This is a genomic window from Streptantibioticus cattleyicolor NRRL 8057 = DSM 46488, from assembly GCF_000240165.1.
In the GTDB taxonomy this organism is placed as follows: Bacteria; Actinomycetota; Actinomycetes; order Streptomycetales; family Streptomycetaceae; genus Streptantibioticus; species Streptantibioticus cattleyicolor.
The window spans coordinates 1-23,738 of the sequence record NC_017585.1 but is presented as its reverse complement, the minus strand read 5'-3'; the positions used below and the strand labels follow the sequence as shown (position 1 = coordinate 23,738).

At 71.0% G+C, this 23,738-nt stretch carries 20 protein-coding genes and 3 pseudogenes; 11 read left to right on the top strand and 12 right to left on the bottom strand.

The window, feature by feature from the left end; genetic code table 11:
• Positions 1-57: 57 nt before the first annotated feature.
• Complete coding sequence (locus SCATT_RS36960; RefSeq protein WP_014626679.1) at positions 58-198, bottom strand: hypothetical protein; 141 nt, start codon at positions 196-198, stop codon at positions 58-60.
• 114 nt (positions 199-312) lie between these two features.
• Between SCATT_RS36960 and SCATT_RS27645 the strand changes: the two genes are divergently transcribed.
• The 3 genes from SCATT_RS27645 (at position 313) to SCATT_RS27635 (ending at position 3,853) form a co-directional block, all read left to right on the top strand.
• A complete protein-coding gene (locus tag SCATT_RS27645; protein WP_014152136.1) occupies positions 313-1,203 on the top strand; it encodes a LysR family transcriptional regulator in 891 nt (296 codons plus the stop codon).
• 623 nt (positions 1,204-1,826) lie between these two features.
• A complete protein-coding gene (locus SCATT_RS27640; protein WP_014152138.1) occupies positions 1,827-2,390 on the top strand; it encodes an ArsR/SmtB family transcription factor in 564 nt (187 codons plus the stop codon).
• A 38-nt stretch (positions 2,391-2,428) separates the two neighbouring features.
• Complete coding sequence (locus SCATT_RS27635; protein ID WP_014152139.1) at positions 2,429-3,853, top strand: alpha/beta hydrolase family protein; 1,425 nt, start codon at positions 2,429-2,431, stop codon at positions 3,851-3,853.
• Between the two features lie 347 nt (positions 3,854-4,200).
• On the opposite strand, the gene SCATT_RS27630 is transcribed toward SCATT_RS27635, so the two are convergent.
• Entirely contained in the window at positions 4,201-4,602 is a 402-nt protein-coding gene (locus SCATT_RS27630) for a GNAT family N-acetyltransferase (RefSeq protein ID WP_014626677.1), read from the bottom strand.
• 155 nt (positions 4,603-4,757) lie between these two features.
• On the bottom strand, positions 4,758-5,723 hold the full coding sequence (locus tag SCATT_RS27625) for a D-2-hydroxyacid dehydrogenase family protein (RefSeq protein WP_014152141.1): 966 nt from the start codon (positions 5,721-5,723) through the stop codon (positions 4,758-4,760).
• A 767-nt stretch (positions 5,724-6,490) separates the two neighbouring features.
• On the opposite strand from SCATT_RS27625, the gene SCATT_RS27620 reads away from it, so the two are divergent.
• The 4 genes and pseudogenes from SCATT_RS27620 (at position 6,491) to SCATT_RS27605 (ending at position 10,507) form a co-directional block, all read left to right on the top strand.
• The gene (locus SCATT_RS27620) at positions 6,491-7,096 is read left to right on the top strand and encodes a LysE family translocator (RefSeq protein WP_014152143.1); all 606 of its coding nucleotides are present in this window, start codon (positions 6,491-6,493) and stop codon (positions 7,094-7,096) included.
• A gap of 1 nt (position 7,097) precedes the next feature.
• A pseudogene (locus SCATT_RS38205) lies at positions 7,098-7,800 on the top strand (B3/B4 domain-containing protein).
• Between the two features lie 96 nt (positions 7,801-7,896).
• Positions 7,897-9,408, top strand: coding sequence for a MocR-like pyridoxine biosynthesis transcription factor PdxR (pdxR, locus tag SCATT_RS27610; protein ID WP_014626672.1), 1,512 nt, complete (start codon positions 7,897-7,899; stop codon positions 9,406-9,408).
• A 358-nt stretch (positions 9,409-9,766) separates the two neighbouring features.
• Positions 9,767-10,507: a dienelactone hydrolase family protein gene (locus SCATT_RS27605; protein ID WP_014152148.1), complete on the top strand. Its 741-nt coding sequence runs from the start codon at positions 9,767-9,769 to the stop codon at positions 10,505-10,507.
• Between the two features lie 414 nt (positions 10,508-10,921).
• Here SCATT_RS27605 and SCATT_RS27600 read toward each other — a convergent pair whose 3' ends face one another.
• On the bottom strand, positions 10,922-11,410 hold the full coding sequence (locus tag SCATT_RS27600) for a carboxymuconolactone decarboxylase family protein (RefSeq protein ID WP_014152150.1): 489 nt from the start codon (positions 11,408-11,410) through the stop codon (positions 10,922-10,924).
• Positions 11,411-11,588: 178 nt separating this feature from the next.
• On the opposite strand from SCATT_RS27600, the gene SCATT_RS27595 reads away from it, so the two are divergent.
• A complete protein-coding gene (locus SCATT_RS27595; protein ID WP_014152151.1) occupies positions 11,589-12,527 on the top strand; it encodes an RNA polymerase sigma-70 factor in 939 nt (312 codons plus the stop codon).
• Positions 12,528-12,666: 139 nt separating this feature from the next.
• On the opposite strand, the gene SCATT_RS27590 is transcribed toward SCATT_RS27595, so the two are convergent.
• Genes SCATT_RS27590 through SCATT_RS27575 form a run of 4 tightly spaced genes read right to left on the bottom strand, consistent with a single transcriptional unit; the run spans position 12,667 to position 16,287 of the window.
• A complete protein-coding gene (locus SCATT_RS27590) occupies positions 12,667-13,326 on the bottom strand; it encodes a response regulator (protein WP_014152152.1) in 660 nt (219 codons plus the stop codon).
• A complete protein-coding gene (locus SCATT_RS27585) occupies positions 13,323-14,522 on the bottom strand; it encodes a sensor histidine kinase (RefSeq protein ID WP_014152153.1) in 1,200 nt (399 codons plus the stop codon). The genes SCATT_RS27590 and SCATT_RS27585 overlap by 4 nt, the downstream gene beginning before the upstream one ends.
• Positions 14,519-15,346, bottom strand: a complete 828-nt coding sequence (locus SCATT_RS27580; protein WP_014152154.1) for an ABC transporter permease subunit — start codon at positions 15,344-15,346, stop codon at positions 14,519-14,521. The genes SCATT_RS27585 and SCATT_RS27580 overlap by 4 nt, the downstream gene beginning before the upstream one ends.
• Positions 15,343-16,287, bottom strand: a complete 945-nt coding sequence (locus tag SCATT_RS27575; RefSeq protein ID WP_014152155.1) for an ABC transporter ATP-binding protein — start codon at positions 16,285-16,287, stop codon at positions 15,343-15,345. Before SCATT_RS27575 ends, SCATT_RS27580 begins: the two co-directional genes overlap by 4 nt.
• 348 nt (positions 16,288-16,635) lie before the next feature.
• Here SCATT_RS27575 and SCATT_RS38200 point away from each other — a divergent pair, with 348 nt between their 5' ends.
• Positions 16,636-16,815, top strand: coding sequence for a hypothetical protein (locus SCATT_RS38200; RefSeq protein ID WP_014626668.1), 180 nt, complete (start codon positions 16,636-16,638; stop codon positions 16,813-16,815).
• Between the two features lie 109 nt (positions 16,816-16,924).
• On the opposite strand, the gene SCATT_RS38195 is transcribed toward SCATT_RS38200, so the two are convergent.
• The 4 genes and pseudogenes from SCATT_RS38195 to SCATT_RS27555 form a co-directional block, all read right to left on the bottom strand.
• Positions 16,925-17,797: an SCO6745 family protein gene (locus tag SCATT_RS38195; protein ID WP_407696584.1), complete on the bottom strand. Its 873-nt coding sequence runs from the start codon at positions 17,795-17,797 to the stop codon at positions 16,925-16,927.
• A 62-nt stretch (positions 17,798-17,859) separates the two neighbouring features.
• A complete protein-coding gene (locus SCATT_RS39105) occupies positions 17,860-18,015 on the bottom strand; it encodes a hypothetical protein (RefSeq protein WP_014626667.1) in 156 nt (51 codons plus the stop codon).
• A gap of 80 nt (positions 18,016-18,095) precedes the next feature.
• Positions 18,096-18,776: pseudogene (locus SCATT_RS39815) on the bottom strand (fumarylacetoacetate hydrolase family protein); the annotation flags it as partial.
• 52 nt (positions 18,777-18,828) lie between these two features.
• Positions 18,829-19,938: an epoxide hydrolase family protein gene (locus SCATT_RS27555; RefSeq protein ID WP_050990271.1), complete on the bottom strand. Its 1,110-nt coding sequence runs from the start codon at positions 19,936-19,938 to the stop codon at positions 18,829-18,831.
• Positions 19,939-20,032: 94 nt separating this feature from the next.
• On the opposite strand from SCATT_RS27555, the pseudogene SCATT_RS27550 reads away from it, so the two are divergent.
• Together SCATT_RS27550 and SCATT_RS27545 are read left to right on the top strand one after the other, a co-directional pair.
• Positions 20,033-20,959, top strand: a pseudogene (locus SCATT_RS27550) (LysR family transcriptional regulator).
• A 741-nt stretch (positions 20,960-21,700) separates the two neighbouring features.
• A complete protein-coding gene (locus SCATT_RS27545) occupies positions 21,701-23,728 on the top strand; it encodes a HelD family protein (RefSeq protein ID WP_014150470.1) in 2,028 nt (675 codons plus the stop codon).
• The last annotated feature ends 10 nt before the right edge of the window (positions 23,729-23,738 follow it).

The window sequence follows — 23,738 nt, the reverse complement described above, 5'->3', positions numbered from 1 at the left end:
CCCTGCCGACCAAGATCGTCGAGCGCAAGACCCACGGCTGAACTCATTCTGAAACGATCAGTTAGGGGAGGGGATCGGGACCTCGGCGATCCCGAAGAGGTCGTCCGTGAGCGGCGTCCTCGGCGTGGGGTGGGCGGCCAGCCGGATTTCGCGGCGGGTGCGCGGAGTGTGGCGGAGGCCGGACGGTGCAGCGGTCATGGTGGTCGGCTCCCGGAGAAGTGGGCTCGTACGCCTTCACACTCCGCTCCTCGATGGATCAGGTCCAACGAATGATTTTGCTCAACAGCCATCGTGATGGGAGATGGTACGGAGATGGAACTGCGCCAGTTGGAGTGCTTCGTCGCGGTAGCGGAAGAGCTGAGCTTCACGGGCGCCGCCGCCCGCCTGCACGTCGTGCAGTCGGCTGTGTCCGCGACGATCGCGGCGCTGGAAGGGGAGTTGCACACCAGGCTGCTGGAGCGCACGTCCAGGCGGGTCGACCTCTCGGACGCGGGACGTGCGTTGTTGCCGAAGGCCCGGGCGGCCCTCGACGCCGTCCGGGACGCGCGTGATGCCGTCGACGACGTCAACGGTGGCGTCCGTGGCACCCTGCGCGTCGGGACGCTGAGTTCTCTCGGGTCGATCGACCTGCCGGCGCTGCTGGGCCGCTTCCACCGCGAGCACCCCGCTGTCTCCGTGCGCCTGGCCACCGCGGCGTCCTGCGGCGCCTCCCCCGGGCTTGTCAAGGCGCTCACCGAGGGCAGGCTCGACCTCGCTTTCGTCTCCGTTCCGGGCTCGCCGCCGCCCGGCGTACGGTGGCGGAACCTCACCACTACGCCCTTGTACCTCGTCGTTCCCGCAGGTCACCGGCTTGCCGAGCGGAGCCGGGTGACGCTCGGGGAACTGGCCGATGAGGCATTCATCGACTTCCCCCGCGGTTACGGCAACCGCGCCGTGACGGATCGCGCGTTCGCAACGGCCGGGCTTCGCCGCAACGTCGCCATCGAGATCACCGCCATCGGGGCCGGTGCCGACTTCGTCCGCCACGGCCTGGGCGTCGCTCTGCTGCCCCGGGGCAGTGCCGGGCCCGACGGCAACCTCGTCGCGCTGCCCATCACCGGGGCGGACCTCAACTGGCCGATCTCCCTGGCCACGCCCGGCAACCGCTCTGCCAGCGCGGCGGCTCGTGCCTTCGAGCGCTTGGTCGATCAGCATCTGCGGTGACGCGGACGCCGCGTACGGGATGCCGAAGCCGTCCGCGTGTGCAAGGGCTCTCGCCACGCGCGGAGACGGGGACGCCGAGGCGGCGAGCGAATCCGCGTGTGGGGAGCCGTGTGTCGGTGGCGGGCGTCACCCTCGGGGCATGGATGTTGTGAGGGCGGGCCGCGCGCCCCCGGCGGGGGCCGCCCGTCCGGGTGGGCCTGGACGGGTATGTGGCCCGCCTCGCCGGCGAACTCACTGCGGCACGGGGGCGGGCCCCCGATGCGCCCGCGATCGCCGCGCCTGTGTTGCGCGGTCGGCCCGTGTGCGGCGGCCGGCGCGCGGTGGTACCTCGCCGGGCCGACCGTGACGGCCGGTGTGTACGAGCGCGGTGCCCGACAGCACGGTGACGGCGGGCGCGGGTCAGGCCGACGCGTACGCGCATCCAGCCGCAGCCGGAAGCCTCTGCCACCCCCTGAACGAACCCGCAAAGGCTCGCCGGTCACGGTTCGTTGAGCTCGGAACGCGCCATGGGGCAACTCGACAACGCACCAGTCGGCAACGTGCGGCGAGAGGGAGGCAGTCCGGTCGCACCAGAGTTGCAAAGAGTCCTTGCAAATAGCCTTTGCAACTCGTAGTCTTCCGGCATGGCCGAACAACCGCCTGCCCAAGAGATCACCGATGCCGAGGCGCTGCGCGCCTTCGCGCACCCGATGCGGCAGAAGATCGAGCGATGCCTGCGCCGCGGACCGGCCAACTCGACCGCGCTGGCACGCGAGTTGGGCGAGAGCACGGGACTGGTCAGCTACCACCTGCGGCAGCTGGCCAAGCACGGCTTCGTCGAGGAGGTCCCGGAGCTGGCGAAGGGGCGGGAGCGGTGGTGGCGGACAGTGCCGGGGGACCGGCGGCTCCCGCCGTACAGCCGGCAGACGCCGCAGATGCGCGAGATGCTGACCGAGATGCACCGGCTCGACCTTGCCGAACTGCTCGACTCCGCCCGGCGGTTCGAGGAGGCCCGTGACACGCTGGGGCCCTGGGCCGACGCGGCGCTCTTCTCGCGCGGCACGCTGCGGGTGGACCCCGGCCAACTCCGCGCGTTCTTCGAGGAGTACATCGCGCTGCTCTACCGATACTCGTCCTCGGAACGAGAGGGCGCGCCCGAGGCACGGACCGTGCTCGTCCGGCTCCTCGCCATTCCCGAAACCGACTGACCGCGCGGCCCGATCCGACAACGAAGGGGGAACGCGCCGTGCTGTTCTCGGCTACGTCCGCAACACTGATACGCACCGTACTGGCCTCGCTGTCCGGGGCGTTGGCCGGCGCCCTGCTCCTGCTGGCCGCGCCGATGGCGTACGCCGACGGGGACGGGCTGGTCCGCCAGGAGGTCACCTTCCGGGGCGGGGGCGGACTCGTCCTGCACGGCACCGTCCTCCGGAAGAACGGAGCAACCGGCGCGGAACCTGGCATCGTCCTCGTCGGCGGCTCGGGCCCCGGTCCCCGGGAGGAGTACCGGCAGGAGGCCGAGGCGTTCGCCCGGGCCGGGATCACCACGCTCGTCTACGACAAGCGGACCGTCGGCTACTCCGTGCTCCACCGGGACTTCGCACTGCTGGCCGACGACGCGCTCGCCGGAGTGCGGTTGTTGCGGTCCAGCAGTGGGGTGAACCCGGGCCAGGTCGGGCTGTGGGGTTTCAGCGAGGGAGGCTGGGTGGCGCCGCTGGCCGCGTCGCGCTCGACCGACGTCGCGTTCGTCGTCACCATCGGCGGCTCCGGCTACGATCCGCTGCGCACCCAGACATGGAACCTCACGATCCATCTGCGCCATCAGGGGGTGGGCGGGCCGTTCCGCCGCACCGTGGCCGGTCCCGCCGCCCAGTTCCTGGCCTCGGCCGGGCTGTTTCCCACGGCCGGCTACGACCCCTTGCCGGTGCTGGCGCGGCTCGACCGAACGCCGGTGCTGGCGCTGTGGGGCGATCACGACACGCAGGTGCCGCCCCAGGAGAGCGCACGGATCTTCCGCGAGGCCCTGGCCCGTGCGGGCAACCGGCACGCCGTCATCGGCTTCGTCGCCGGTGGTGCGCACAACGGGCACCGCACGTCGGACGGGTTCGACCGGATCGGCGGCCCACTCTTCCACGGCAAGAAGCTGGGGGAGCTGGCACCGAGTTATGCGCAGACCATGACCTCGTGGGTGCGTGCTGTGGCGGCCGGTCACCCACCGGCGTCGAGCGCCGCCCCCGCACCCGGGCAGGCACTCGCCACCACCCCCGTACCGGGCCGTGCCTGGTACGCATGGCTCGCCCCGGCGCTGCTGTTCCTGGGCTTCGCCGCCTATCCGGTCGGTGCCCTCCTGCGCCGTGGCCCGGTCCTGCGGCCGGTGCGGTGGCTGGCCGGGCTCGGCCTGTTGGCGGTCGTGGCGACGGTGGCCTGTCCGATCGCCGTCTTCGTGGCGGGGGACGGCGCGATGGCGCCCGTTGTGTGGGACCGTCCGGCTTCGTGGCTGGTGGTGCAGGGGCTCGCCGTCGCCGTGATGGTGTCCGCCTGCGTCTGCGCTGCCGCACTCCGGCGCCGGCGGCTGACGACGAGTTGGGCGGTCTGGCTGCGTCTGGCGCCGGTCGGGCTGGCCGCGGTCGGGTTCGTACCGTGGGCGGTGTGGTGGGGTGTCGCCGCGTGACGGCCCTCGTCCCCGCTACGACCCCGGCAGCCTCCTGACAGCCGATATGACGCTGGCGACCGCATGGACCTGGGCCTTCCGGGGCCGACGCGGCGTAGGTGAGGGGAACGCCGCCGTCTGCGCAGACGCACCATCAAGGCGTTGGTCCCGGAGAAGGCCGACGAGGCAGTCAACGTTGTGGTCCTCGCGGAGCGTGACGTCGTAGCTGATCGGGCGGCCCCTGAACGCCCCTTCTTCCTGCGGTCGAGAAGACACCCGAGACCTGCGCCGCCGGGCTGCACCTGCGCGGATGCGTTCTCCGGCTACGCGGCCCGCCGGCCCTCCTGCGAGATCAGACCCGTGAAACTCTATGGGCCTTCGTGGAAGGGATAGATCCGGAAGCCGGGTTTGTCGGTGTGGGGGAGCGAACGATAGAAGCCGATCGCCTCTTCTGTGCTGAGGACGTCGATCCGCTCACCGCCGGCCAACCGCAGTGCTTCGCCTACCAGTCGCCGCCCAATGCCCGAGCCGCGCTCATCGGCGGCAACGACCAGGTTGGCAAGGTAGGCCTGCAGGTGTCCGTCACTGAACAACTCGGCGAAGCCGATGACGGCACCGTCGTCAACGGCGACGACGGTAGTGACGCCGGGTGCTGTGAGGATCCTCATCGCTCGGGGCGGATCGGCCGGGAAGGAAGGCCAGCCTTCGGCCTCGCACAGACGAAGGACACCGAGCAGGTCACCCGACTCGAACCTCCGGATCACCGTCACCCCGCGAGCGTCTCAAAGCACCCGGAGCACGGTCAACTGCCTTTGCCGCCCGCCTTTATCGCCGCAACGGGTTCGTGATCCTCACCCCAGTCCGAGTACGGGGGGCACGTGCTGCTGTCACCGGTGAAATCCCGGTCACGCCAGGGCGCGTAAGCTCAGCCGTCCGTCAGCTGCCGGATGGGGGTACCGGCGAGGAAGGCGGTGATGTCTTCGACCGCTTGCGCGTGGAAGGCGCGGTAGTTCCGCTCGGTGACGTAGCCGAGGTGTGGTGTGGCCAGCACGTTGGGCAGGGAGCGCAGGGGGTCGTCGGCGGGGAGCGGTTCGGTCTCGAAGACGTCGAGTCCCGCTCCGGCGATCCAGCCGTCCCGCAGGGCGCGCAGCAGTGCCGTCCGGTCGACGATGGCGGCGCGGGAGGTGTTGACGAGGTAGGCGTGGGGGCGCATGGCGCGCAGTTCCGGCTCGCCCAGGAGGCCGCGGGTGCGGTCGGACAGCACGAGGTGGACGGACACGAAGTCGCTGTGCCGCAGCAGGTCCTCCTTGCTTTCGGCGAGCCGGACCCCGGCGTCGGCCGCCCGCTCGGCGGTGAGGTTCTCGCTCCAGGCGAGGACTTCCATGCCGAAGGCGGTGCCGACGCGGGCTACCTGGGTGCCGATCCTGCCGAGCCCGAGCAGCCCCAGGGTGCGGCCGTGCAGGTCCTGGCCGACGGTGGACTGCCAAGGGCCGCCCTCCCGTAGGGCCCGGTTCTCGGTTGTGATGTGCCGCGCGAGACCGAGGATCAGGGCCCAGGTCAGCTCGACGGTCGGGGTGGGACTGCTCGCCGTGCCGCAGACGGTCACGCCCTGGGCCGCCGCCGCGGCCAGGTCGATGGAGGCGTTGCGCATGCCGGTGGTCACCAGCAGGCGCAGCCGGGGCAGGCGGCGCAGCAGGTCCGCGTCGAAGGGGGTGCGCTCCCGCATGGCCACGACGATCTCGCAGTCGGCGAGATCGGCCACGAGGTCGTCCCGGTCGGTGATGTGTTCGCGGAGCGTGCGCACCTCGACGCGGCCGACGAGGGGGCTCCAGTCCGCCAAGGACAGGGCGACGCCCTGGTAGTCGTCCAGCACTGCGCAGTGGAGTGTCATGAGGGCATTCTGCCCCTCACCGCTCCACACCGGCTCGTCGGCTCCTGGCGGGCGGTCGGCGTCCCTGCGTACCCGATTCGCACCGGCCGCTCGGTGTGAAGGTGCGGGCACCGCCGCGAGCGCCGGGCCGGTTTGACGATGCGGGGGCTGGAGCGCGAGCACAACGTCGCCTGGCCGAACGGTACGCAAGCCGCTGTCGTCGCTGTCGTCCGGGGCCACTGCCCTCGAACCTGCCCGCGGACCCGAGCCCGAACGGTCCACGGCGAACGGGACTACCCCCGAGCCCTGATCGAGGTGCTGCTGGACCGGTACATCCCGTATGAGTACCTGGTCGCCGGAGTGGCCACCGCGGCGGACGTCGTCGCCCTGGAGGCGTGCGAGGCCGCCCAGGCCGAGGACGAAGGCCCTCGTGATCGCGTGGGTTCGTCCGTGGGGACCGTGGCCGCCGTGTCTGCCGACCGGCATCCGGGTCGTCGGGCTCGACCGGCATGGCGGGGCAACGAAGTCGCCGTGGGCGACGCCGTCTGCCGGCTGTCGGAATCGGGTGTGGCGGCAGTACGCGGAGCTGGGAGGGCAGAGCCTATGCCCGTAGAGCGGCGCCCAGTCCGCCAATGCCCTGTGCGGGCGTAGACGATACGCCTGAAGTGGGCGGCGTACTGCGTTGTCGACTCGACGTTATGGACCAGTGGACTGGGCGTACTTTGGCTCTGTCCGCCGAGCCATGGCCGGGACAGGGTGGGAAGACCTTGAACTTTGTGGAGGTCTCCTTGAGCATCGCGTTCCTGCTGACCGCCTTGGTCATGGTGGTCACTCCCGGCACCGGGGTGGTGTACACACTGGCTGCCGGGTTGTCCCACGGTCGCCGGGCGAGCGTGGTGGCTGCGCTCGGCTGCACGCTTGGCATCGTGCCGCATCTGGTGGCGACGATCACCGGCCTCGCCGCGCTGCTGCACACCAGTGTTGTCGCCTACGAGGTGGTGAAGTACCTCGGTGTCGGATACCTCTTGTACATGGCGTGGGCGACGCTTCGCGACAAGGAGGTGCTGGCCGTCGAGGGGGAGGTCGAGCCGCGGTCGGCGGGGCGTGTGATCGCTTCCGGGGTACTGATCAACCTTCTCAACCCGAAGCTCACGTTGTTCTTCGTTGCCTTCCTGCCGCAGTTCGTGCCGGCCGGCGAGTCCGGTTCCGTTGGTGCGATGCTCCGGCTCAGCGTTGTGTTCATGGCGCTGACATTCATCGTCTTCACCGCGTACGGGATGTGTGCCGCCGCCGTACGGCACCGTGTGCTGGCCAGGCCGGGGGTGATGACCGGTATCCGCCGGGGGTTCGCCGCCTGTTTCGTGGGTTTGAGCGCATGGCTGGCGGTGGCGTGAGATGCGTTTCCGGCACGCGGACGCGATCTGGTCCGGCCAACTCGGACTCGCCGCTGGTGCGATGTGGGCCGCCGGTGTTGGTGCCGCAGCCGATGTAGGCCCGCGCGTTACCGAATACACGGCCCGTGCCGCTGCCCGGTTCGCCGCTGCCGCCGAGAGTGAGTTCCCCGAAGTGCTGGCCTGGCGGCGGGCGTTCGGCCGGACGGGGCTCAAGCCGACGCAGTACCGCTGTGCCTCGGAGTCTTTGCTGCGGCGGCTGAGGACGAGGGAAGAACTGCCGCGCATCCACCCGGTGGTCGATTTGTGCGACGCGATATCGGGTCGCGTACGCGGTGCCGGTGGCGGTCTTCGACACGGACCGCATCGTCGGCCCTCTGCTGGAGGTGCGCTGTGCCCGAGGTGACGAGCACTGCACGATCTTCGGCGGCGGCACCGAGCATCTCCGGCCCGGCGAGGTGACGTTCACCGGCTCTTCCGGACGGGCGCACGTCCGCCGTTGGACCAATCGGCAGAGCGGCCGCTGCGCGGTCGGTGAGCGCACCAGCCGGATCCTGGTGGTGGCGAAGGCCGTGCACGGCGGCGGAGCCGAGACCGTCCCGGAACTGCTGAGGATGGTGGCCGAGGAACTGGCCGCGCACTGGCCGACCGACCCGGCGACGGCTGTTCTCACCGGACTGGCACCGGAAGTCGTCTTCGGCGGGTAGGCCCCTGGTGAGCTAGCGGAGGCTGCGGTGGCGTATGACACCATCGGTGAGGTGAATGAGGGGAGACGGGCAGCGGACGGAACGGCCGGCGGGCCCGTGACGGCAGCCACGTTGGCCAACTGCGGATCCCCGGCCTACGGCTGCGATTTCCTGCAGCTCGACGCTGGTGACGCACCTGCCGGTGGCAAGGCGGACTGGCTGGCTCGGCGGCTGCGGGAGGCGATAGCCGATGGCCGGCTGGCGGTGGGCGGCAGGCTGCCGCCCACCCGGGTGTTGGCCGCCGAACTGCGTGTCTCGCGCGGGGTGGTCACCGAGGCGTACCGGCGGCTGGCGGAGGACGGCCACGTTGAGGGGCGCCGGCGCGGCGGGACGGTGGTGGTCGCGGCACCTTTCTCGCAGCCGTCGGTGCCCAGCGGCAGCAGACCGTGCCGGGTCCCGGAGCCGGTCGCCGCCGGCCTGACGGTGCCAGGCGCGCTGTTCGCCGGTGAACCGGATGCCGATGTCTTCGACGCGTTGCGCGCTACCCGTGCGCGCGTCGACTTCACCCCCGGCCTGCCGGACCTCACCGCGTTCCCCCGCGCGGCCTGGTTGCGCGCCGAACGGGCCGTGCTCGCCGAGTTGTCGGCCGGGAACCTCGGCTACGGCGATCCCCGCGGAGCCCCGCAACTGCGTCGCGCTGTCGCCGGATGGCTGGCGACCAGCCGCGGTATCCGGGTGGAGCCGCACGAGGTGCTGGTGGTCGCCGGTACCGCGCAGGCGCTCACGCTGCTGCACCCCGTGCTGCGGGCGGACGGCATCGAGGGTGTCGCGGTCGAGGACCCCGGCTCGCTCGGCACCCGCCAGCACCTGCGCAACGGGGCCCTGGCCACCCCACCGGTCCCCGTCGACGACGGCGGCGTGCGCGTCGACGCACTGCGCGCCACCGGCGCCCGCGCGGTGCTGCTCACGCCCGCCCACCAATTCCCCACCGGCGTGGTGACCAGCGGGGAGCGCCGCCGCGCGCTGCTGGCCTGGGCGCGGGACGGCGGGCTGATCCTGGAGGACGACTACGACGCGGAGCACCGCTACGACCGGCCGCCGGTGGCCGCGCTGCGCGCGCTCCTGGCCGACCAGGTGTGCTACATGGGCAGCGTGTCCAAGCTGCTCGCGCCCGCGCTGCGGATCGGCTGGATGGTACCGCCGCCGCGCTACCGTGACGCGCTGACCGACGCGAAACGCTTCACCGACCTGGGCAACGCCGTGCTGCCGCAACTGGTGCTCGCCCGGCTGATGGAGTCCGGCGGCTTGGAGCGGCATCTGCGTGTGCTGCGCGGACGTCACCGACGCCGACGCGACGCGATGATCGATGCCCTCGCCGAGCATCTGCCGGGTGCGGTCGTACACGGTGCGGCGGCCGGCCTGCACCTGACCGTCACCTATGCGCTGGAAGTACCCGACGTCGAGCTCGCCGCTGCCGCGCTCGCCCGCGGCGTGAAGTGCCAGCCGCTGTCGTGGCACCGGCAGCTCCCCGGCCCACCTGGACTCGTCCTCGGCTACGCGGCCACCCCGCCGGGGACGATCACCGAAGGAGTGGCGACACTCGGCGAGACGCTGCGCGAACTGGCCTGAGGCGGCCTCCGCATGGGGTTGCCAGTTCGGGGGGCGTCGGCTGTGCGTCGTGTTCGGTTGAGGAACGACAGCGCCGGTACACCCGCCGTCGCGGCGCCGCCGGACGGGACGTCGACGGCACCCCAAGAAAGCTCTACGCGGTGTCTTCGGCGGCACCCGGCCACGGGGACACCGCGGAAATCCGTTTGGCGGACGAGGACGGCCACTGCTACGTTTTTCCGGAGGCCGTGCGAGAGATCGAGGAGGTGGTACCCGTGAACGCAGTATCGACATGGGTGCTCCCCTCCGGGGTCACGGTCGGGCGATAGGACAGGTCGTCCGGGAGCGCCGTTCCAGTGCACTCCCGAAAGGCACGACCATGCGTTTCACTTCAGCACGGCGCCTCGACGACGGCGTCTTCGAGCGTGAATTCACCCTCGCCGAGATCCCCGGCATCCTGTGGACACCCGCATCGGCATCCGCGTCCGCGCCGGTGCCGCTGATCCTGCTCGGCCACCCTCCCCTCGGACTGCGCAAGATGTACCCCCGGCTGGTGGCGCGGGCTCGGCACTGCGCGGCGGAGGGCTTCGCCACCGCCACCATCGAGCTTCCCGGACGCGGCGACCGGCCCCGTTGGCCCGCCGCCGAGCAGGCCGGCGCCGACCTGCGCCGGGCGCTGGAGGCGGGCGAGGCGGTCAGCGACGAGATCATCGACGCCCTCATCCTCCCGCTGGTCGACAAGGCGGTCCCGGAATGGCAGGCCGCCCTGGACGCCCTCCTTTCGCTGCCCGAGATCGGCGGCCCGGTCGGGTACTCGGGAGGAGTGATCTCCATCGGCGTCCGGCTCGCGGTGGTCGAGCCGCGCATCGTGGCCGCCGCTCTGTTCGCCGGGAGTTTCGTCCCCCGGGCCATGTTCGAAGAGGCCCGCCAGGTCACCATCCCCCTGCACGTCCTGCTGCAGTGGGACGACGAAGGCAACGACCGGCAGGCGGCCCTGGACCTGTTCGACGCCTTCAGCTCCAAGGAGAAGTCCCTGCACGCCAACATGGGCGGGCACACCGGCGTCCCCCAGTTCGAGGGAGACGCCGTGGCCCAGTTCTTCACCCGACATCTGAAGTGAGCGCGGGCCGCCAGGCCGGCAGCAGACGGTAGCTGACGTTCGGCCGGCATTCCGCTCGCCGAGGACAGGTCCCGGCCCTCCGCAGTTCACCGCACCGTGGGCCCCTGCCGAACTCCCGGCAGGGGCCTGTGCTGCTTGAAGTGATGAACCGTTCGGTGACGCCCGTCCACGCGGCGTCGAAGAAGGCCTCGGCGCACTGTTCGGGGGTGTGACGCAGGCCGTGCCCGCACGACGGCCGGGTCCGTGAGCAGCCGAGGGGCGTGTGACGTCCGGGTGGAGCGGCCGGACGACATCGGCTGCGAGACGTCGGTCCACTCACCGGATGCCCCTCTCGCTGTGGTTACGGGTACGTTTCCGTCGTCGGGCGGCGAGTACGTCGGGGTGGCGGGTGTCGTGGTCGCGCCGGCGCAGGCATCAGCGCTGTCCGAGGCCGCCGGGCTCGTAGTCGCCGCCGGGCCGGCGGACGATGACGCTCATGCGGTTGGTCGCGTTGATCAGGGTGATGAGCATCACCAGGTCGGCCAGCTGGTCCTGGTCGTAGTGCTTGGCGGCGTCCGTCCAGGCCTCGTCGCCGACGCCACCGGCCGCGTGGGCGATGCGGGTGCCCTGCTCGGTCAGTGCCAGCGCCGCGCGTTCGGCGTCGGTGAAGACCGTGGACTCGTGCCAGGCGGCGACCAGGTGGATGCGGGCGGGGCTCTCTCCGGCGGCTGCGGCGTTCTTGGCCCACACGTCGGTGGCGTAGGCGTCGCCGTTGATCTGGCTGGCCCCCAGCAGGACCAGCTTCTGGAGTGCGGCGGGAAGGGTCGAGTCCTGGAGGATCGTCCTGCTCGCGGCGCCGAAGTGGTCGGCGGCCTTGGCCGCGGGAGCGTCCGGGTTGCCGAGCAGGCTCAAACGAACGGTCATGGTGTGCCCCTTGTTCGTCGTCGTTGGGCTTGAGGTCGAACAGGAGATGCCGGTGGCCCGAGCGGCGTGACACCGACGATGGTTTGACGTGCATCACCGTGATCGGATGTCACGGGACCGGCGGCACCGGCATCCTGCGTGCGGCACGAGGAAGATCCAGAACGGGTGGGAGCCGACAATGAGCGAGCGCGGTGACGGATCCATACGGACGACCGAACCGACCACCGGAGGTGACCGCGCGGATCACGCCACCGAGACCTTCGTCGCCCACCGGAACCTCCTGTTCACGGTTGCCTACGAGATGCTCGGCTCGGCGGCTGACGCCGAGGACGTCCTGCAGGAGACCTGGATACGGTGGACGGATGTCGACCACGGCACAGTGCGCGATCAGCGCGCCTATCTGATCCGGGTCACCACCCGGCAGGCGTTGATGCGGCTGCGTTCGCTGCGCAGGCGCAAGGAGACCTACGTCGGCCCCTGGCTGCCCGAGCCACTGCTGACCGCGCCCGATGTGGCCGAGGACATCGAACTGGCCGAAGGTGCCTCGATGGCGATGCTGTTGGTGATGGAGACGCTGACACCCACCGAGCGTGCCGTGTTCGTACTGCGGGAGGTGTTCGGCCTGGACTACGACGAGATCGCCGAGGCCGTCGGCAAGACCCCGGTCACGGTCCGGCAGATCGCACACCGGGCCCGCAACCATGTCACCGCTCGGCGCCCGCGCACAGCTGTTTCCCAGGCCGAGAACCGCGCAGCCCTGCTGGCGTTCCAGCGCGCGGTCGAAACCGGCGACCTGCGGGGCCTGCTCGACCAACTCGCCCCGGACGTCGTCTTCCTGAGCGATGGCGGCGGAGTCGTCCAGGCGGCCCTGGAACCCGTCGTCGGCGCGGAACTGGTCGCCGCCCTGTTGACAGCGGGGCTGGGCAGGATCGCAGGCACCGCGGCGGTGCAGTCGGCGCAGGTCAACGGCCACCCGGCACTGATCGTACGCATCGGCGGCCAGATCGAGGGCGTCCTGGCGGTGCGGACCGAGGACGACCTGATCACCGGGGTGTACTTCGTGCGCAACCCCGGCAAGTTGTCACGCCTGGAGCATGAGACCTCCCTGCGCCGCTGAACCCGTATCCCCAGGGGAAGGGAGCCTCACCGGCCCTGGACGGCTGCCGCGCGTACCGGGGCCGGACTCTCGGACGGGCGGGGGCGGTCACGGCTGCGGGTCCGTTCCGAGGTGGCAGTGGTTCCTCGGCGCGCCGCCGTCAGGTGGGTTTGACCAGCCGGGTTTCGTAGGCGAAGACCACGGCCTGCACCCGGTCGCGCAGGCCGAGTTTGGCGAGTACGCGGCCGAGGTGGGTTTTGACGGTGGCTTCGGCGAGGTGCAGATCGGTGGCGATCTCGGAGTTGGACTTGCCTTTGGCGACCTCGGTGAGGATCTGCCGTTCGCGTGCGGTCAGCGGTGACAGGCGGGTGTCGGACGGGCCCTCCGGAACCGGGAGTTGGTGGGCACAGGTCTCCAGGAGCCGTCGGGTCACGCGGGGGGAGACGACGGCGTCGCCGGTGGCCACGGTGCGGATGGCGGAGAGGAGTTCCTCCGGGAGCGCGTTCTTGATCAGGAAGCCGGAGGCTCCGGCGCGCAGTGCCGCGAAGGCGTATTCGTCCAGGTCGAAGGTGGTCAGGATGAGTACCCGGGTTTCCGGGCAGGCGGTGATGATCTCTTCGGTGGCCTCGATGCCGTCGACACCGGGCATGCGGACGTCCATCAGCACCACCTGCGGCTGGAGTCGCCGGGCCAGTCGGACCGCCTCCGCGCCGTCCCCGGCCTCGCCGACCACGGTCAGGTCGGGCTGGGATTCCAGGACCAGGTTGAACGCCACCCGCATCAGCGGCTGGTCGTCGACGAGCAGGACCTTGATGGTCACGACTCCCCTTCCAGTTTCAGGCAGGCGGCCACCCGCCACCCTCCTTCGGGCAGTGGTCCGGCGTGCAGGACCCCGCCGTAGGCGGCGACCCGGTCGCGCATGCCGACGATCCCGTGGCCGCCCTCGGCCGTCCCGCCGGCCGGCCGCCCGTCGTCGTGGACCTCGACCTCGACCCGGTCACCGGGGCAGCTTACGCGTACCGTCGCGCCGTTCACCGCGGTGGCGTGCTTCATGGTGTTGGTGAGCGCCTCCTGCACCAGCCGGTAGACGGTCAGCTGGGCCGCGGCGGGTACGGCGGTCACGTCGCCGTCGACCGTCAGCCGCACCGGCAGGCCGGCGGCCCGTACCTGGGCGGCCAGGTCGTGGAGCTGGGCCAGCCCGGGCTGCGGGTGCCGCAGCGCGTCGGGTTCGTCGGCGCGCAGTACGCCCAGGAAGCGGCGCATGTCGGTGAGGGCCTGGCGACCGGTGCCGGAGACCTGTGCCATGGCGGCCACCGCCTTGTCCGGTGCGTGCCGGGTGGCGAACGCGGCGCCGTCGGCCAGTGCGACCATCACCGACAGGCTGTGGGTGACGATGTCGTGCATCTCCCGGGCGATGCGGGCGCGTTCCCCGGCCACGGCGAGCTGGGCCCGCTGGTCGCGTTCGCGTTCCAGGCGGGCGGCGCGGTCCTCCAGGGCGGCGAGGTAGGCCCGCCGGCCCCGCACGTACAGCCCGATCGCGCCGGCCGCGACCGCCATGGCGCACAGCGCGGCGAAGCCCTTCACGCCGCGCTCCACGTCCGGGAACCGGGTCGCCTCCAGCAGGTTGCCCAGCCCCAGCACGGCAGCCGCGGCCGCGGCGCGAAGACGGGAACAGTGCGCGGCGACGGTGTACAGGGCGCACAACAACACCATGTCGCCGCTGAGGACCAGCACGTCGCACAGCCACTGGACGAAGGCGACCGCCGCGATGACGGCGAAGACCGCGAACGGGCACCGCCGCCGCCACATCAGCGGGACCACCAGGCCGGCCTGCAGGAGCAGCAGCGGCGGATGGCTCAGCAGGTAGTGGTGCATGCCCGCGGTGAGCACCAGGAAGAGCCCGCCGGTCAGCAGCGCGTCGGCCACCGCCGTGTGGCGGGCGAGAACACCGGACAGGCCGGAGCCCCGGCGCGGCTGTTCCGCACCGGGGCCGACGGCCGCCTCCGACCGCGTCACGCGTCCCGTCGCTTGAGGACGACGGCGCCGGCGGCGATCACCGCGGCCACGTACAGGCAGAACACCCCGAACCCGGTCCACGGCGCGAGCTGGTGCGGCTCGGCGTGGAGCACGGTGAGCGCCTGGCCGGCGTTGCTGGGCAGGTACGGGCCGATGGCGTCGACCCAGGAGGACGGCAGCGCGTGCAGGATCAGCGGCAGCACGAGGACCGTGCCGAAGACACCGGCGATACCGCCCGGCGTCGACCGCGTCACCGTGCCCATGCCGACACCGAAGAGTCCGACCAGCGTCAGGTAGAGCGCGGTGCCCAGCACGACCCGGGGCACGCCGGAGGCGGACAGCGAGGTCTGGATGTGCTGGGCCGACAGCATCGCCTGCCCGACGAAGAACGACACCAGCGAGGCCACCGCGGTGACCACCAGGGTCACCGAGCCGAAGACGAGCAGCTTGGCCCAGAGCACCGGCAGCCGCTTGGGCACCGCGGCCAGCGTGGCGCGGATCATGCCCGTCGCGTACTCGCCGCTGATCACGAGCACCCCGAGGACGCCGATCGCGAGCTGCGCGAACATGAAGCCGTCGATGCTGCGTCCGGCGGCGTCGAAGCCCTCCTTCTCCCCCATCGGCAGGTGCGGCCAGCGGTTGGCGGTGGCCCAGCACGCGAGTGCCGCGATGCCGATCATCACCACCACGCCGATGAGCAGGGTCAGATATGTCGAGCGCAGCGAGCGGAACTTGATCCACTCGGAGGTGACCACCCGGGGCAGGGTGACCCGGCGGCGCCCGGTGGCCGGGGCGGTGGCGACGGGGGCGGTCGCGGCGCTCATGCTGCGGTTCCTTCGCTGATCAGTCCGGTGGCGGCGGGGGCGGCGGCCTGGTACTCGACGGCGTCCCGGGTCAGTTCCATGAACGCCTCCTCCAACGAGGCACGCTGCGGCGTCAATTCGTGGAGGACCACCCGGTGTTCCGCGGCGGCCAGGCCGATCTGCTCGCTGCCGAGTCCGGACACGACCAGCTCGCCGGGCCGCTCGCTGGTGACCGTGACGTCCGGCCCGGCCAGCGCGGCCCGCAGCCGTTCCGCGTCCGGGGTACGGACCAGCACGGAGCCGGTCGACGCCTGGTGGGTGAACTCCTCGACGGAGATGTCCGCGATGAGCCGGCCTCGGCCGACCACGATCAACTGCTCCGCGGTGAGCGCCATCTCGCTCATCAGGTGCGAGGAGACGAAAACCGTGCGCCCCTCGGCGGCCAGCCCCTTGAGGAGGTTGCGGATCCAGCGGATCCCTTCCGGGTCCAGCCCGTTGACCGGCTCGTCGAGGATGACGGTGGCGGGGTCGCCCAGCAGGGCGCTGGCGATGCCGAGACGCTGTCCCATGCCCAGCGAGAAGCCGCCGGCCCGTTTGCGTGCCACGTCGCCGAGGCCGACCAGGCCGATCACCTCGTCCACCCGGCGGCGGGATATACCGGTGGTGGCGGCGAGCGCCAGCAAGTGGTTGTAGGCGGTGCGCCCGGTGTGCACGGCCCGTGCCTCCAGCATGGCGCCCACCTCGTGCAACGGGGCCGGGTGGTCGGCGTAGGAACGACCGCCTATGGTGGCGTGTCCGGAGGTGGGGGCGTCCAGCCCCAGCAGCATGCGCATGGTGGTGGACTTGCCCGCGCCGTTGGGCCCGAGGAATCCGGTGACGACACCGGGCCGGACGGTGAAGCTGAGGTCGGCGACCGCGGTGCGGTCGCCGTAGCGCTTGGTGAGTGCGGTCGCTTCGATCATGCGGGATCCGTACTTCCTCCTGGACGGGGCGTCGCACCCCGGCGGGTGCCGCGGGGACGGCCCCACGCTATGCGGTCGCCGCCGCGCCTGACGACCGTCACCAGGCGGAACAGCCGCGGCGGGACCGTACGACCGGTGTCGTACCCCGGTACGACACCGGTACGACACCGGTCGCGGGAAACGGCGTACCCCGCGTTCCCGGCTGCCCGCCCGCGGCGGAGACGCGCGGCACGGCGCGTATCGTCGGCGCCCGTGTGAGCGGCACGTCCCCCGGCGCCCGGGTGCTGCGCATGGCGGCCATCCTCGGGGCGCGTGCTCTGGGGCCTGGTGCGGTGGTATCAGGGGACTGTGGAGAACGGGGAAGTCATCCAGTACAGCGTCGTACCGGACGCGTGGGAACGCTTCGACATGACCTGCACCCGGTTCCTGGTCGGCGTTCTGGACGCCACCATCCGCTCCGAAATCCTGTGGTCCCAGTTCCCCACCACCCCGCACGAGTTCCGCCGCAGCTCCGAGTTCGTCTCCTGACCGTTCCGGGCCGGTGGGCCCGGCTCCAGGTCCGCCGCGTTCAGGTACAGCACCTCGTCGGGGCGGGCGCGCCCTTGAGCCGGGGGGTGGCTGGCCGGCGGGATCCGGGCTATCTGGCGGTCTGCGGATCGGCGGGCTGCGTGTCTGCCGTCTCCACGTGGAAGGGGTATGTCCCGGCTGCGGTGAACGCGTCGTGGATCGGCGTGATGAGCGAGGTGAGGCGTCGGACGTTGGTGTCGCCGATCGGCGTCCACAGCGCGGCGCAGTGCTCGTCGGTCTCGACCTCGATCCGCTCGCGCGCCGCGATGCCGGTCTCGGTGGTGGTGCCGTCGGCGTTGAGCCAGCCGCGTGCGGCGAGGCGGGCTGTTGCCGCAGCCACCTCCTCGTCGTTCCACAGCCGGGTGGCGCGTGCGATCGCTTCCGGGAAGTGACCTGTGGCGGTCTGCAGAACGTTGCAGTCGCACGGCCCGAGGTCGTTGGCGGCGAGCACGGTGACATGCGCGTCGCCGCGCCACTCGCGTAGCACTGTGATCTGTTGCCACAGGGCGACGAGTGGATCGGGCGGGAGGGGGACCGAGGCGTTGGCGGCAGCCATCGTCTTCCCGGCGTAGTCGGCGCTCGCGACGACCGGGTCGATCGGCGATCGTGCCTCGGCGATCCGATCGGCGGTGAGGCTGACGCTGACGCGCCGCACCGCACGGTCGACGGCCGCGAAGCGAGCGGCCTGCCACTGCCCTGGCGTCGCGGTGTCCCACACGCCTTCCATGGCCCGCACCGACCGCGCGCTGAAGCTGTAGAAGGCAGCGAGCGTGACCTGCCACGGGACTGCGCCCATCGGGGCCGACCGGAACGCGAAGTACGCCGGTCCGTACTCGGTCACGCCGAGCTTGGCAGCCTCTTGGGGTGCCTCGGGGATGAAGTAGATGAACAGGTGGGCCGCGTTGATGGCGAGGCTGACCTCGCGAACGGCGTGCATGTCCATGGTGGCACGCCCAAAGGTGCTGGTGAGATGCATCGCTGGTGGTCTCCTGGCAGGTCGAAGGATCAACGTCGGTGAGGGGGCGGCGCAACGGTGGGCGGCTCCGGCGCGGTGATCCGTGCGGAGATCGCGCCGAGTTCCTCCACGTCGATCCGGACCGTGTCCCCCGGCGACAGGTAGGAACGGTGGCCGGACAACTCCTGGACGCAGCCGGTGCCCACGGGACCGCTGGCGAGGATGCGCCGGCTCGCAGTGTGGTGCCGCGCGACGCGTGCGCCAGCATCTCGCCGAACGACCAGTGGATCTCCTCCCAGCTGCCGCCGCCGTAATGCTCGCCGTTGACGTATCCGTCCATCCGCAACGCGTAGCCCTTGCCCGAGCGGTAGGGCTCCAACTCGTCGGGTGTGACGAGGAAGGGGCCGAGGCTGGTCGAGGCGTCCTTGCTCTTGGACGGGCCGTACACGAACCCCGTCTCGCTCGCGGAGACATCGCGTGCGCTCCAGTCGCAGTAGACCAGGCAGCCGGCGATGTGTTCCTCCGCCGTGGCGGCGTCGAGGTTCGAGCAATCCCCGGCGATCACCGCGGCGGCCTTGACCTCGTAGTCCCACGACCGCGCGTCCGGGGCGATGGGGATCTTGTCGTGGGGTCTCTTGATCGCGGCCGGGTTCGAGAAGGAGAAGAGCGGATGCTCGTGCCAGACCGGGCTGACCGTGCCGTGGCCGCCGGCTGCCTTGCCCGTGTTGCTGATGTGGTGTTCGAACGTGGTGATGTTCCGGACTGCCGGAGGCACTGGTACCGGCGCCGGCAGGTGGGCCGTGGCCAGCTCGACGGTCTCGGTGGGTTCCCTGGTCGCGGCGGTCTGCAGCCCGCCTTCGGCGCGCAGCTGCTCCAGCAGGTTCGTGCCCAGGGCGTGGATGGTGTTGTCGTGCACCACGCCGCAGCGTGTGGAGCCGTCGGTGGAGCGGTAGCTGACCCGCCTCATCGGGCAAGGCCCCCCGGGTGTAGTGGTGGAGTCTTCGTGATCCCAACTGTTCTCACGGGGTCACCGTCCGGGCGAACTTGACGATCTCCTCGACGAACAACTCCGGCTGCTCCAGGGCGGCGAAGTGGCCGCACGCGGGGATGTCGTCGGTGAAGTAGCGCAGGTCGTGGTTGGCGCGCTCGGCCCGGATGCGCGGGGTGCGCGTCAGTTCGTCCGGGAAGACGCTGACGCCGACGGGGAGGTCCGGCTCGGTCAGGGCGAGTGGCTGCCGGGCGTACTCCCAGTACAGGCGGGCAGAGGATGCGCCGGTGCCGGTGTACCAGTACAGGGAGATGTGGTCGAGGATCTCGTCGGGGGTGAGGGCGTCGGGCCGTGTCCAGTCGAGGAACTTCTCGTAGATCCACGTGGCCTGCCCGGCGGGGGAGTCGGTCAGGGCGTAGCCGATGGTCTGCGGCCGGGTGCGCTGCACGACGTGGTATCCGGAATGGACGGTGAGGAAGCGGCTGCCTTGTTGGGGTGCGGCCTTCTCCTCGGGGGTCGGGTCGTCGCCGACCGGTGGCGCGGCGAGGAATTCGGGGAAGTTGAGGTGGATCGCGCGCAGGCCTGCCGGGCGCTGCGCCCCCATGCGGGTCGCGATGACACCGCCCCAGTCGCCGCCCTGGGCCAGGTAGGAGTCGTAGCCGAGGCGCTGGATGAGTACGCCGTACGCGCGGGCGATCCGGTCCGGGCCCCAGCCGGTGGAGGTGGGCTGGTCGGAAAAGCCGTAGCCGGGCATCGAGGGGATGACGAGGTGGAAGCCGTGGCCGGTGAGCGGGCCGACGGTCCCCAGGAACTCCAGGAACGGGCCGGGCCACCCGTGGAGCAGCAGCAGGGGGGTGGCGTCGGGGTGCGGCGAGCGCACGTGCGTGAAGTGGATGCCGAGGCCGTCGATGGTGGTACGGGACTGGCCCAGCTCGTTGAGCTGCCGCTCCAGCTTGCGCCAGTCGTAGCCGGTGGCCCAGTACTCCAACAGCTCTTCAAGGCGCTCCCGTTGCACCCCCTGGCTGTTGTCCGGTGCTGTCTGCCGGCCGGCCAGGCGTACCCGGTGGAGCCGGTCCTTCAGATCCTCCAGGGCACTGTCCGGAATGGCGATGCGAAAAGGTGTCACGCTGTTCGATGTCACGATCACCACGGTGCGGCCACCACGGGTTCGCGGTCCAATGATTGTTCCGCAAAACGTCATACGGGGTTTGCATAATGCCAGTTAGGGTGGGTTGATGTCCGAGCCCTTCCCCGCGCCCGTCGACCTCGACCTGCGGCTGGTGCAGTGCTTCACGGTCGTCGCCGAGCACCGGCATTTCGGCCGTGCCGCCGAGGCGCTGCACACCACGCAGCCGTCGCTGAGCCGGCAGATCCGCCGCCTCGAACAGCAAGTGGGCGTCCGCCTGCTCGACCGCACCACGCACGCACCCGGCTCAGCGAGGCCGGCGAGATCTTCCTGCCCCGGGCCAAGGGGCTGCTGCGTGCCGCGGTCGAGGCGATGGCCCGCACCCGGGCCGCGTCCCGGCCCAGCAGCGTCACCATCGGCTACACCAAGGGGCTGATCATCACTCCGGCGGTGCGCGCCCTGCGCGACCGCGATCCCGGTGCCGAGGTCAACACCCGCCTGCTCGCCTGGAACGACTCGCGCGGCGCGTTGCTGGAGCACCGCGTCGACGCGGTGGTGACGCGTCTGCTGTTCCCCACCGGCCAGCTACGCGTCACCGTCCTCTACGACGAGCCGCGCGTGCTGATTGTGGCGCGGGACCATCGTCTGGCCGGCAAGGAGTCGGTCACCCTCGACGACATCGTGGACGAGCCGATCCCCCGCGTACGCCGGTCCGACCCGCTGCTGAACGCCTACTGGCGCCTCGATCCCCGGCCCGACGGGCGGCCCGCGCCCGACGGCCCCCTGCTCGAAGCCCTCGAAGACGAACACGAACTCATCGCCGCCGGGCAGGCCGTGGCCATCGGGCCGCCCCCTCGACTACGCGACCGGGCTGCATCCCAGCCTCACCACGGTCCCGTTGCGCGGGGTCGGACCGAGCCAGGTCGTGCTCGCCACCCGCGCCGGCGACCGCAGCCGTCTGGTCACCGCTTTCCGCAAACACGCCGAAGCTCTGCTCACCGGAACCCACCAGATCGGACCGGCACGCACAACATGATCCGCGGCGGCTCCGCCCGCCCGCCCACACGAGCGATCACGGCCCGCGCCTGATCTGCCGCCCCGGCGCCCCGGTGAGACCGCCGGACCGGTCCGGGAACTTCCTCCGCACCGTCGAACTGGACGACGCCGCGCGGGCCGCGCTCGGTCTGGGCGTGCCCGACCCGGTCTCCACCGTGTTCTCCCCGGACGCCGTATCCCTCGCACCACAACGCGTCCTCGCCGGACACACCCCGCGGAAAATCGCACGCCGGCTGTGTCGGAATGCTCCGGCGGATCGGGCCTTAGCCGCCAGTGGACCCTGTTCCCGGCCGTCATCGGATTTCATGGGATCTCCTTGGACCGGAGCCCGGAAAAGACCGGTCCATCGGGCCCCGCCGGGCCTGTCGTCATTCTTTCCTACGGCGACATGAAAGCGCGGAGGCCGGTGACCGGCGAATCCAGGCCGGGCAGTGGTGAACTCGATGGCGCGGAAAGACACCGCCGGCGTTCAAGGGCGGGTTCGCCCATAAGGCAGGCGGGCACCGGGAGCGCGATTGGCGATGTACGGAACGGCGGAATGCGTGATACGCCACACGGTCAGCCGTCACGGATTCAGACGTAATGACATGGCTCGCCAGGTAAGTCAAGACTTACCTTTCGGAATCCTTGGTCGTATGGTGTGGCTCCAATCGAAGGAGCCTCCCTGTTGTCGAAGATGAATGACCCAGCTGTGCGTGCGGTTGACTTGGAGCAGGATTATGTGTCCTCCGTGTACGAGTTGCTCACCGAGCGGCTTTGCGAGGCGCGAGCACACCGGGCGAGTGTGCTGAAGGCCCCGGCGGGCAGCCCCGGTGAGGCGTACGCGAGGGAAATCGCCGCCGAGCGTCTGGCGAAGGAGATCGGCCGGCTGGAGGGCGCCGAAAAGGGGCTGGTCTTCGGACGCATCGACTGGACGGATGGCACGGCCCTGCGCATCGGGCGCATCGGACTGCATACGGAGGAGGACGACCTGCCTCTGCTCGTCGACTGGCGCGCGAACGCGGCGCGGCCTTTCTACGAGGCGACACCGGTCCACCCGATGGGCCTGCGGCGGCGCCGGCACCTGCGCCTCGAGGAGCGCACGGTCATCTCGGTGAGCGACGAACTGCTGGACGGGACCGCCCCGACCCACGATGACATCGTGGGGGACGGCCCGTTGACCGAGGCTCTGTCGGCACGGCGTACGGGCAGGATGCACGCGGCCGTCGCGACGCTGCAGGCCGAGCAGGACGAGATCGTCCGCTCCGCCCACCGCGGGGTGACCGTGGTGCAGGGCGGCCCCGGCACCGGCAAGACGGTGGCCGCCCTGCACCGGGCGGCCTATGTCCTGTACGCGTTCCCACGCGCCGCGGAGGAAGGTGTCCTGGTGGTGGGGCCGAACGCCCGGTTCCTCGACTACATCTGCCAGGTCCTCCCCTCGCTCGGCGAGAACGACGTCGTCCTGGCGACCTGCCGGGAACTGGCCGGAGCGTCCACGGACACGGTCGACCCGTTCGATACGGCGCGCCTCAAGGGCGGCTCCGGCCTCGCCGACGCCTTGGCCGGCCTGCTGCGCGTCCACCAAGCCCCCGCCGGTGACTTCACCGTGCGGGTCGGACAGGAACTGGTTCACCTCTCCGGCGAGGAGGTCGCCACGGCACGCGACGCCGCCGTGGCAGCCGTTGCGGGGCACAACCCCGCGCGCCAGGTGTTCAAAGAGCTCCTGGCCGACGCCGTCACCGACGCGATGCGACGAGACATGGGTGACCTCCTGGAGCAGATCGACGCCGATGCCGAAAGGATGACGGGCATCAACCTCGACCGGTTCACGGGAGCCGCCCAGCGCCGCGTCGAAGGCGCGGCCGATCCCGGCCCGGCCCACGAACTGGACCTGGACGCCGTCCGGGCCGATCTCCTCGACGACGCCGGCGTCGACCGAGCGGTCGAGGTGTTGTGGCCGCGGCTGGCACCCGGTGACCTCGTGAAGGCACTCCTGACGAACGCCGCAGCTCTCGCCGAGCACCTGCCCCGCCTGACCGCGCACGAGCGGTCCCTTCTGCTGCGCGGCCCGGACGACCCGTGGACCGTTGCCGATGCGCCGTTGCTGGACGAGGCGGCGAGCCTGGTCGACGGCCCACCCGAGCGGACGTACGGGCACGTCGTCGTCGACGAGGCGCAGGAACTGACCGCCATGCAGTGGCGGATGATCGTCCGCCGCTGCCCGTCGAGGTCGATGACGCTGGTGGGTGACTTCGCCCAGGCAGGCCCGGTCGCGACGGCACGCGACTGGAAGGAAGCACTGGGCCCCCACGCCGGACCGAGGTTCAAACTGCACAACCTGACCGTCAGCTACCGCACCACGCAGGAGATCCTGGCAAGCGTCCGGGACCTGCTCACCCGGATCGCTCCGGACCAGAAGCCCACACGATCACTGCGAAGCGGTGAGAACCCTCGCACCGTGACCACACCTCCGGACGGGCTGGTCACCGCCGTCGTTCACGAACTCCGCGCCCAGAGCGCCGCGTACCCGGGCGAGCTTGCGGGAGTGATCTGCGCGGACACCAGGGTGAGCGAACTGACGGCCCAGGGCATCGCTCACCACGCACGCATCGTGCCGGCGTCCGAAGCACGCGGCCTGGAATTCGACACGGTCGTCGTCCTGAACCCCGAGGAAATCATCACCAACCGCCCCGGCGGCGAAAGGGACTTGTACGTAGCCCTGACCCGGGCCACCAAGCGCCTTTGCACCATCACCGTCCAGCCCGCCTGACGGCCCGGCA

Bases quoted from the DNA above. Each gene is read 5' to 3' on its own strand.
- SCATT_RS36960 (WP_014626679.1), bottom strand. From the start codon at position 198: ATGACCGCTGCACCGTCCGGCCTCCGCCACACTCCGCGCACCCGCCGC.
- SCATT_RS27645 (WP_014152136.1), top strand. From the start codon at position 313: ATGGAACTGCGCCAGTTGGAGTGCTTCGTCGCGGTAGCGGAAGAGCTG.
- SCATT_RS27640 (WP_014152138.1), top strand. From the start codon at position 1,827: ATGGCCGAACAACCGCCTGCCCAAGAGATCACCGATGCCGAGGCGCTG.
- SCATT_RS27625 (WP_014152141.1), bottom strand. From the start codon at position 5,723: ATGACACTCCACTGCGCAGTGCTGGACGACTACCAGGGCGTCGCCCTG.
- SCATT_RS27605 (WP_014152148.1), top strand. From the start codon at position 9,767: ATGCGTTTCACTTCAGCACGGCGCCTCGACGACGGCGTCTTCGAGCGT.
- SCATT_RS27600 (WP_014152150.1), bottom strand. From the start codon at position 11,410: ATGACCGTTCGTTTGAGCCTGCTCGGCAACCCGGACGCTCCCGCGGCC.
- SCATT_RS27595 (WP_014152151.1), top strand. From the start codon at position 11,589: ATGAGCGAGCGCGGTGACGGATCCATACGGACGACCGAACCGACCACC.
- SCATT_RS27580 (WP_014152154.1), bottom strand. From the start codon at position 15,346: ATGAGCGCCGCGACCGCCCCCGTCGCCACCGCCCCGGCCACCGGGCGC.
- SCATT_RS27575 (WP_014152155.1), bottom strand. From the start codon at position 16,287: ATGATCGAAGCGACCGCACTCACCAAGCGCTACGGCGACCGCACCGCG.
- SCATT_RS38195 (WP_407696584.1), bottom strand. From the start codon at position 17,797: ATGGACATGCACGCCGTTCGCGAGGTCAGCCTCGCCATCAACGCGGCC.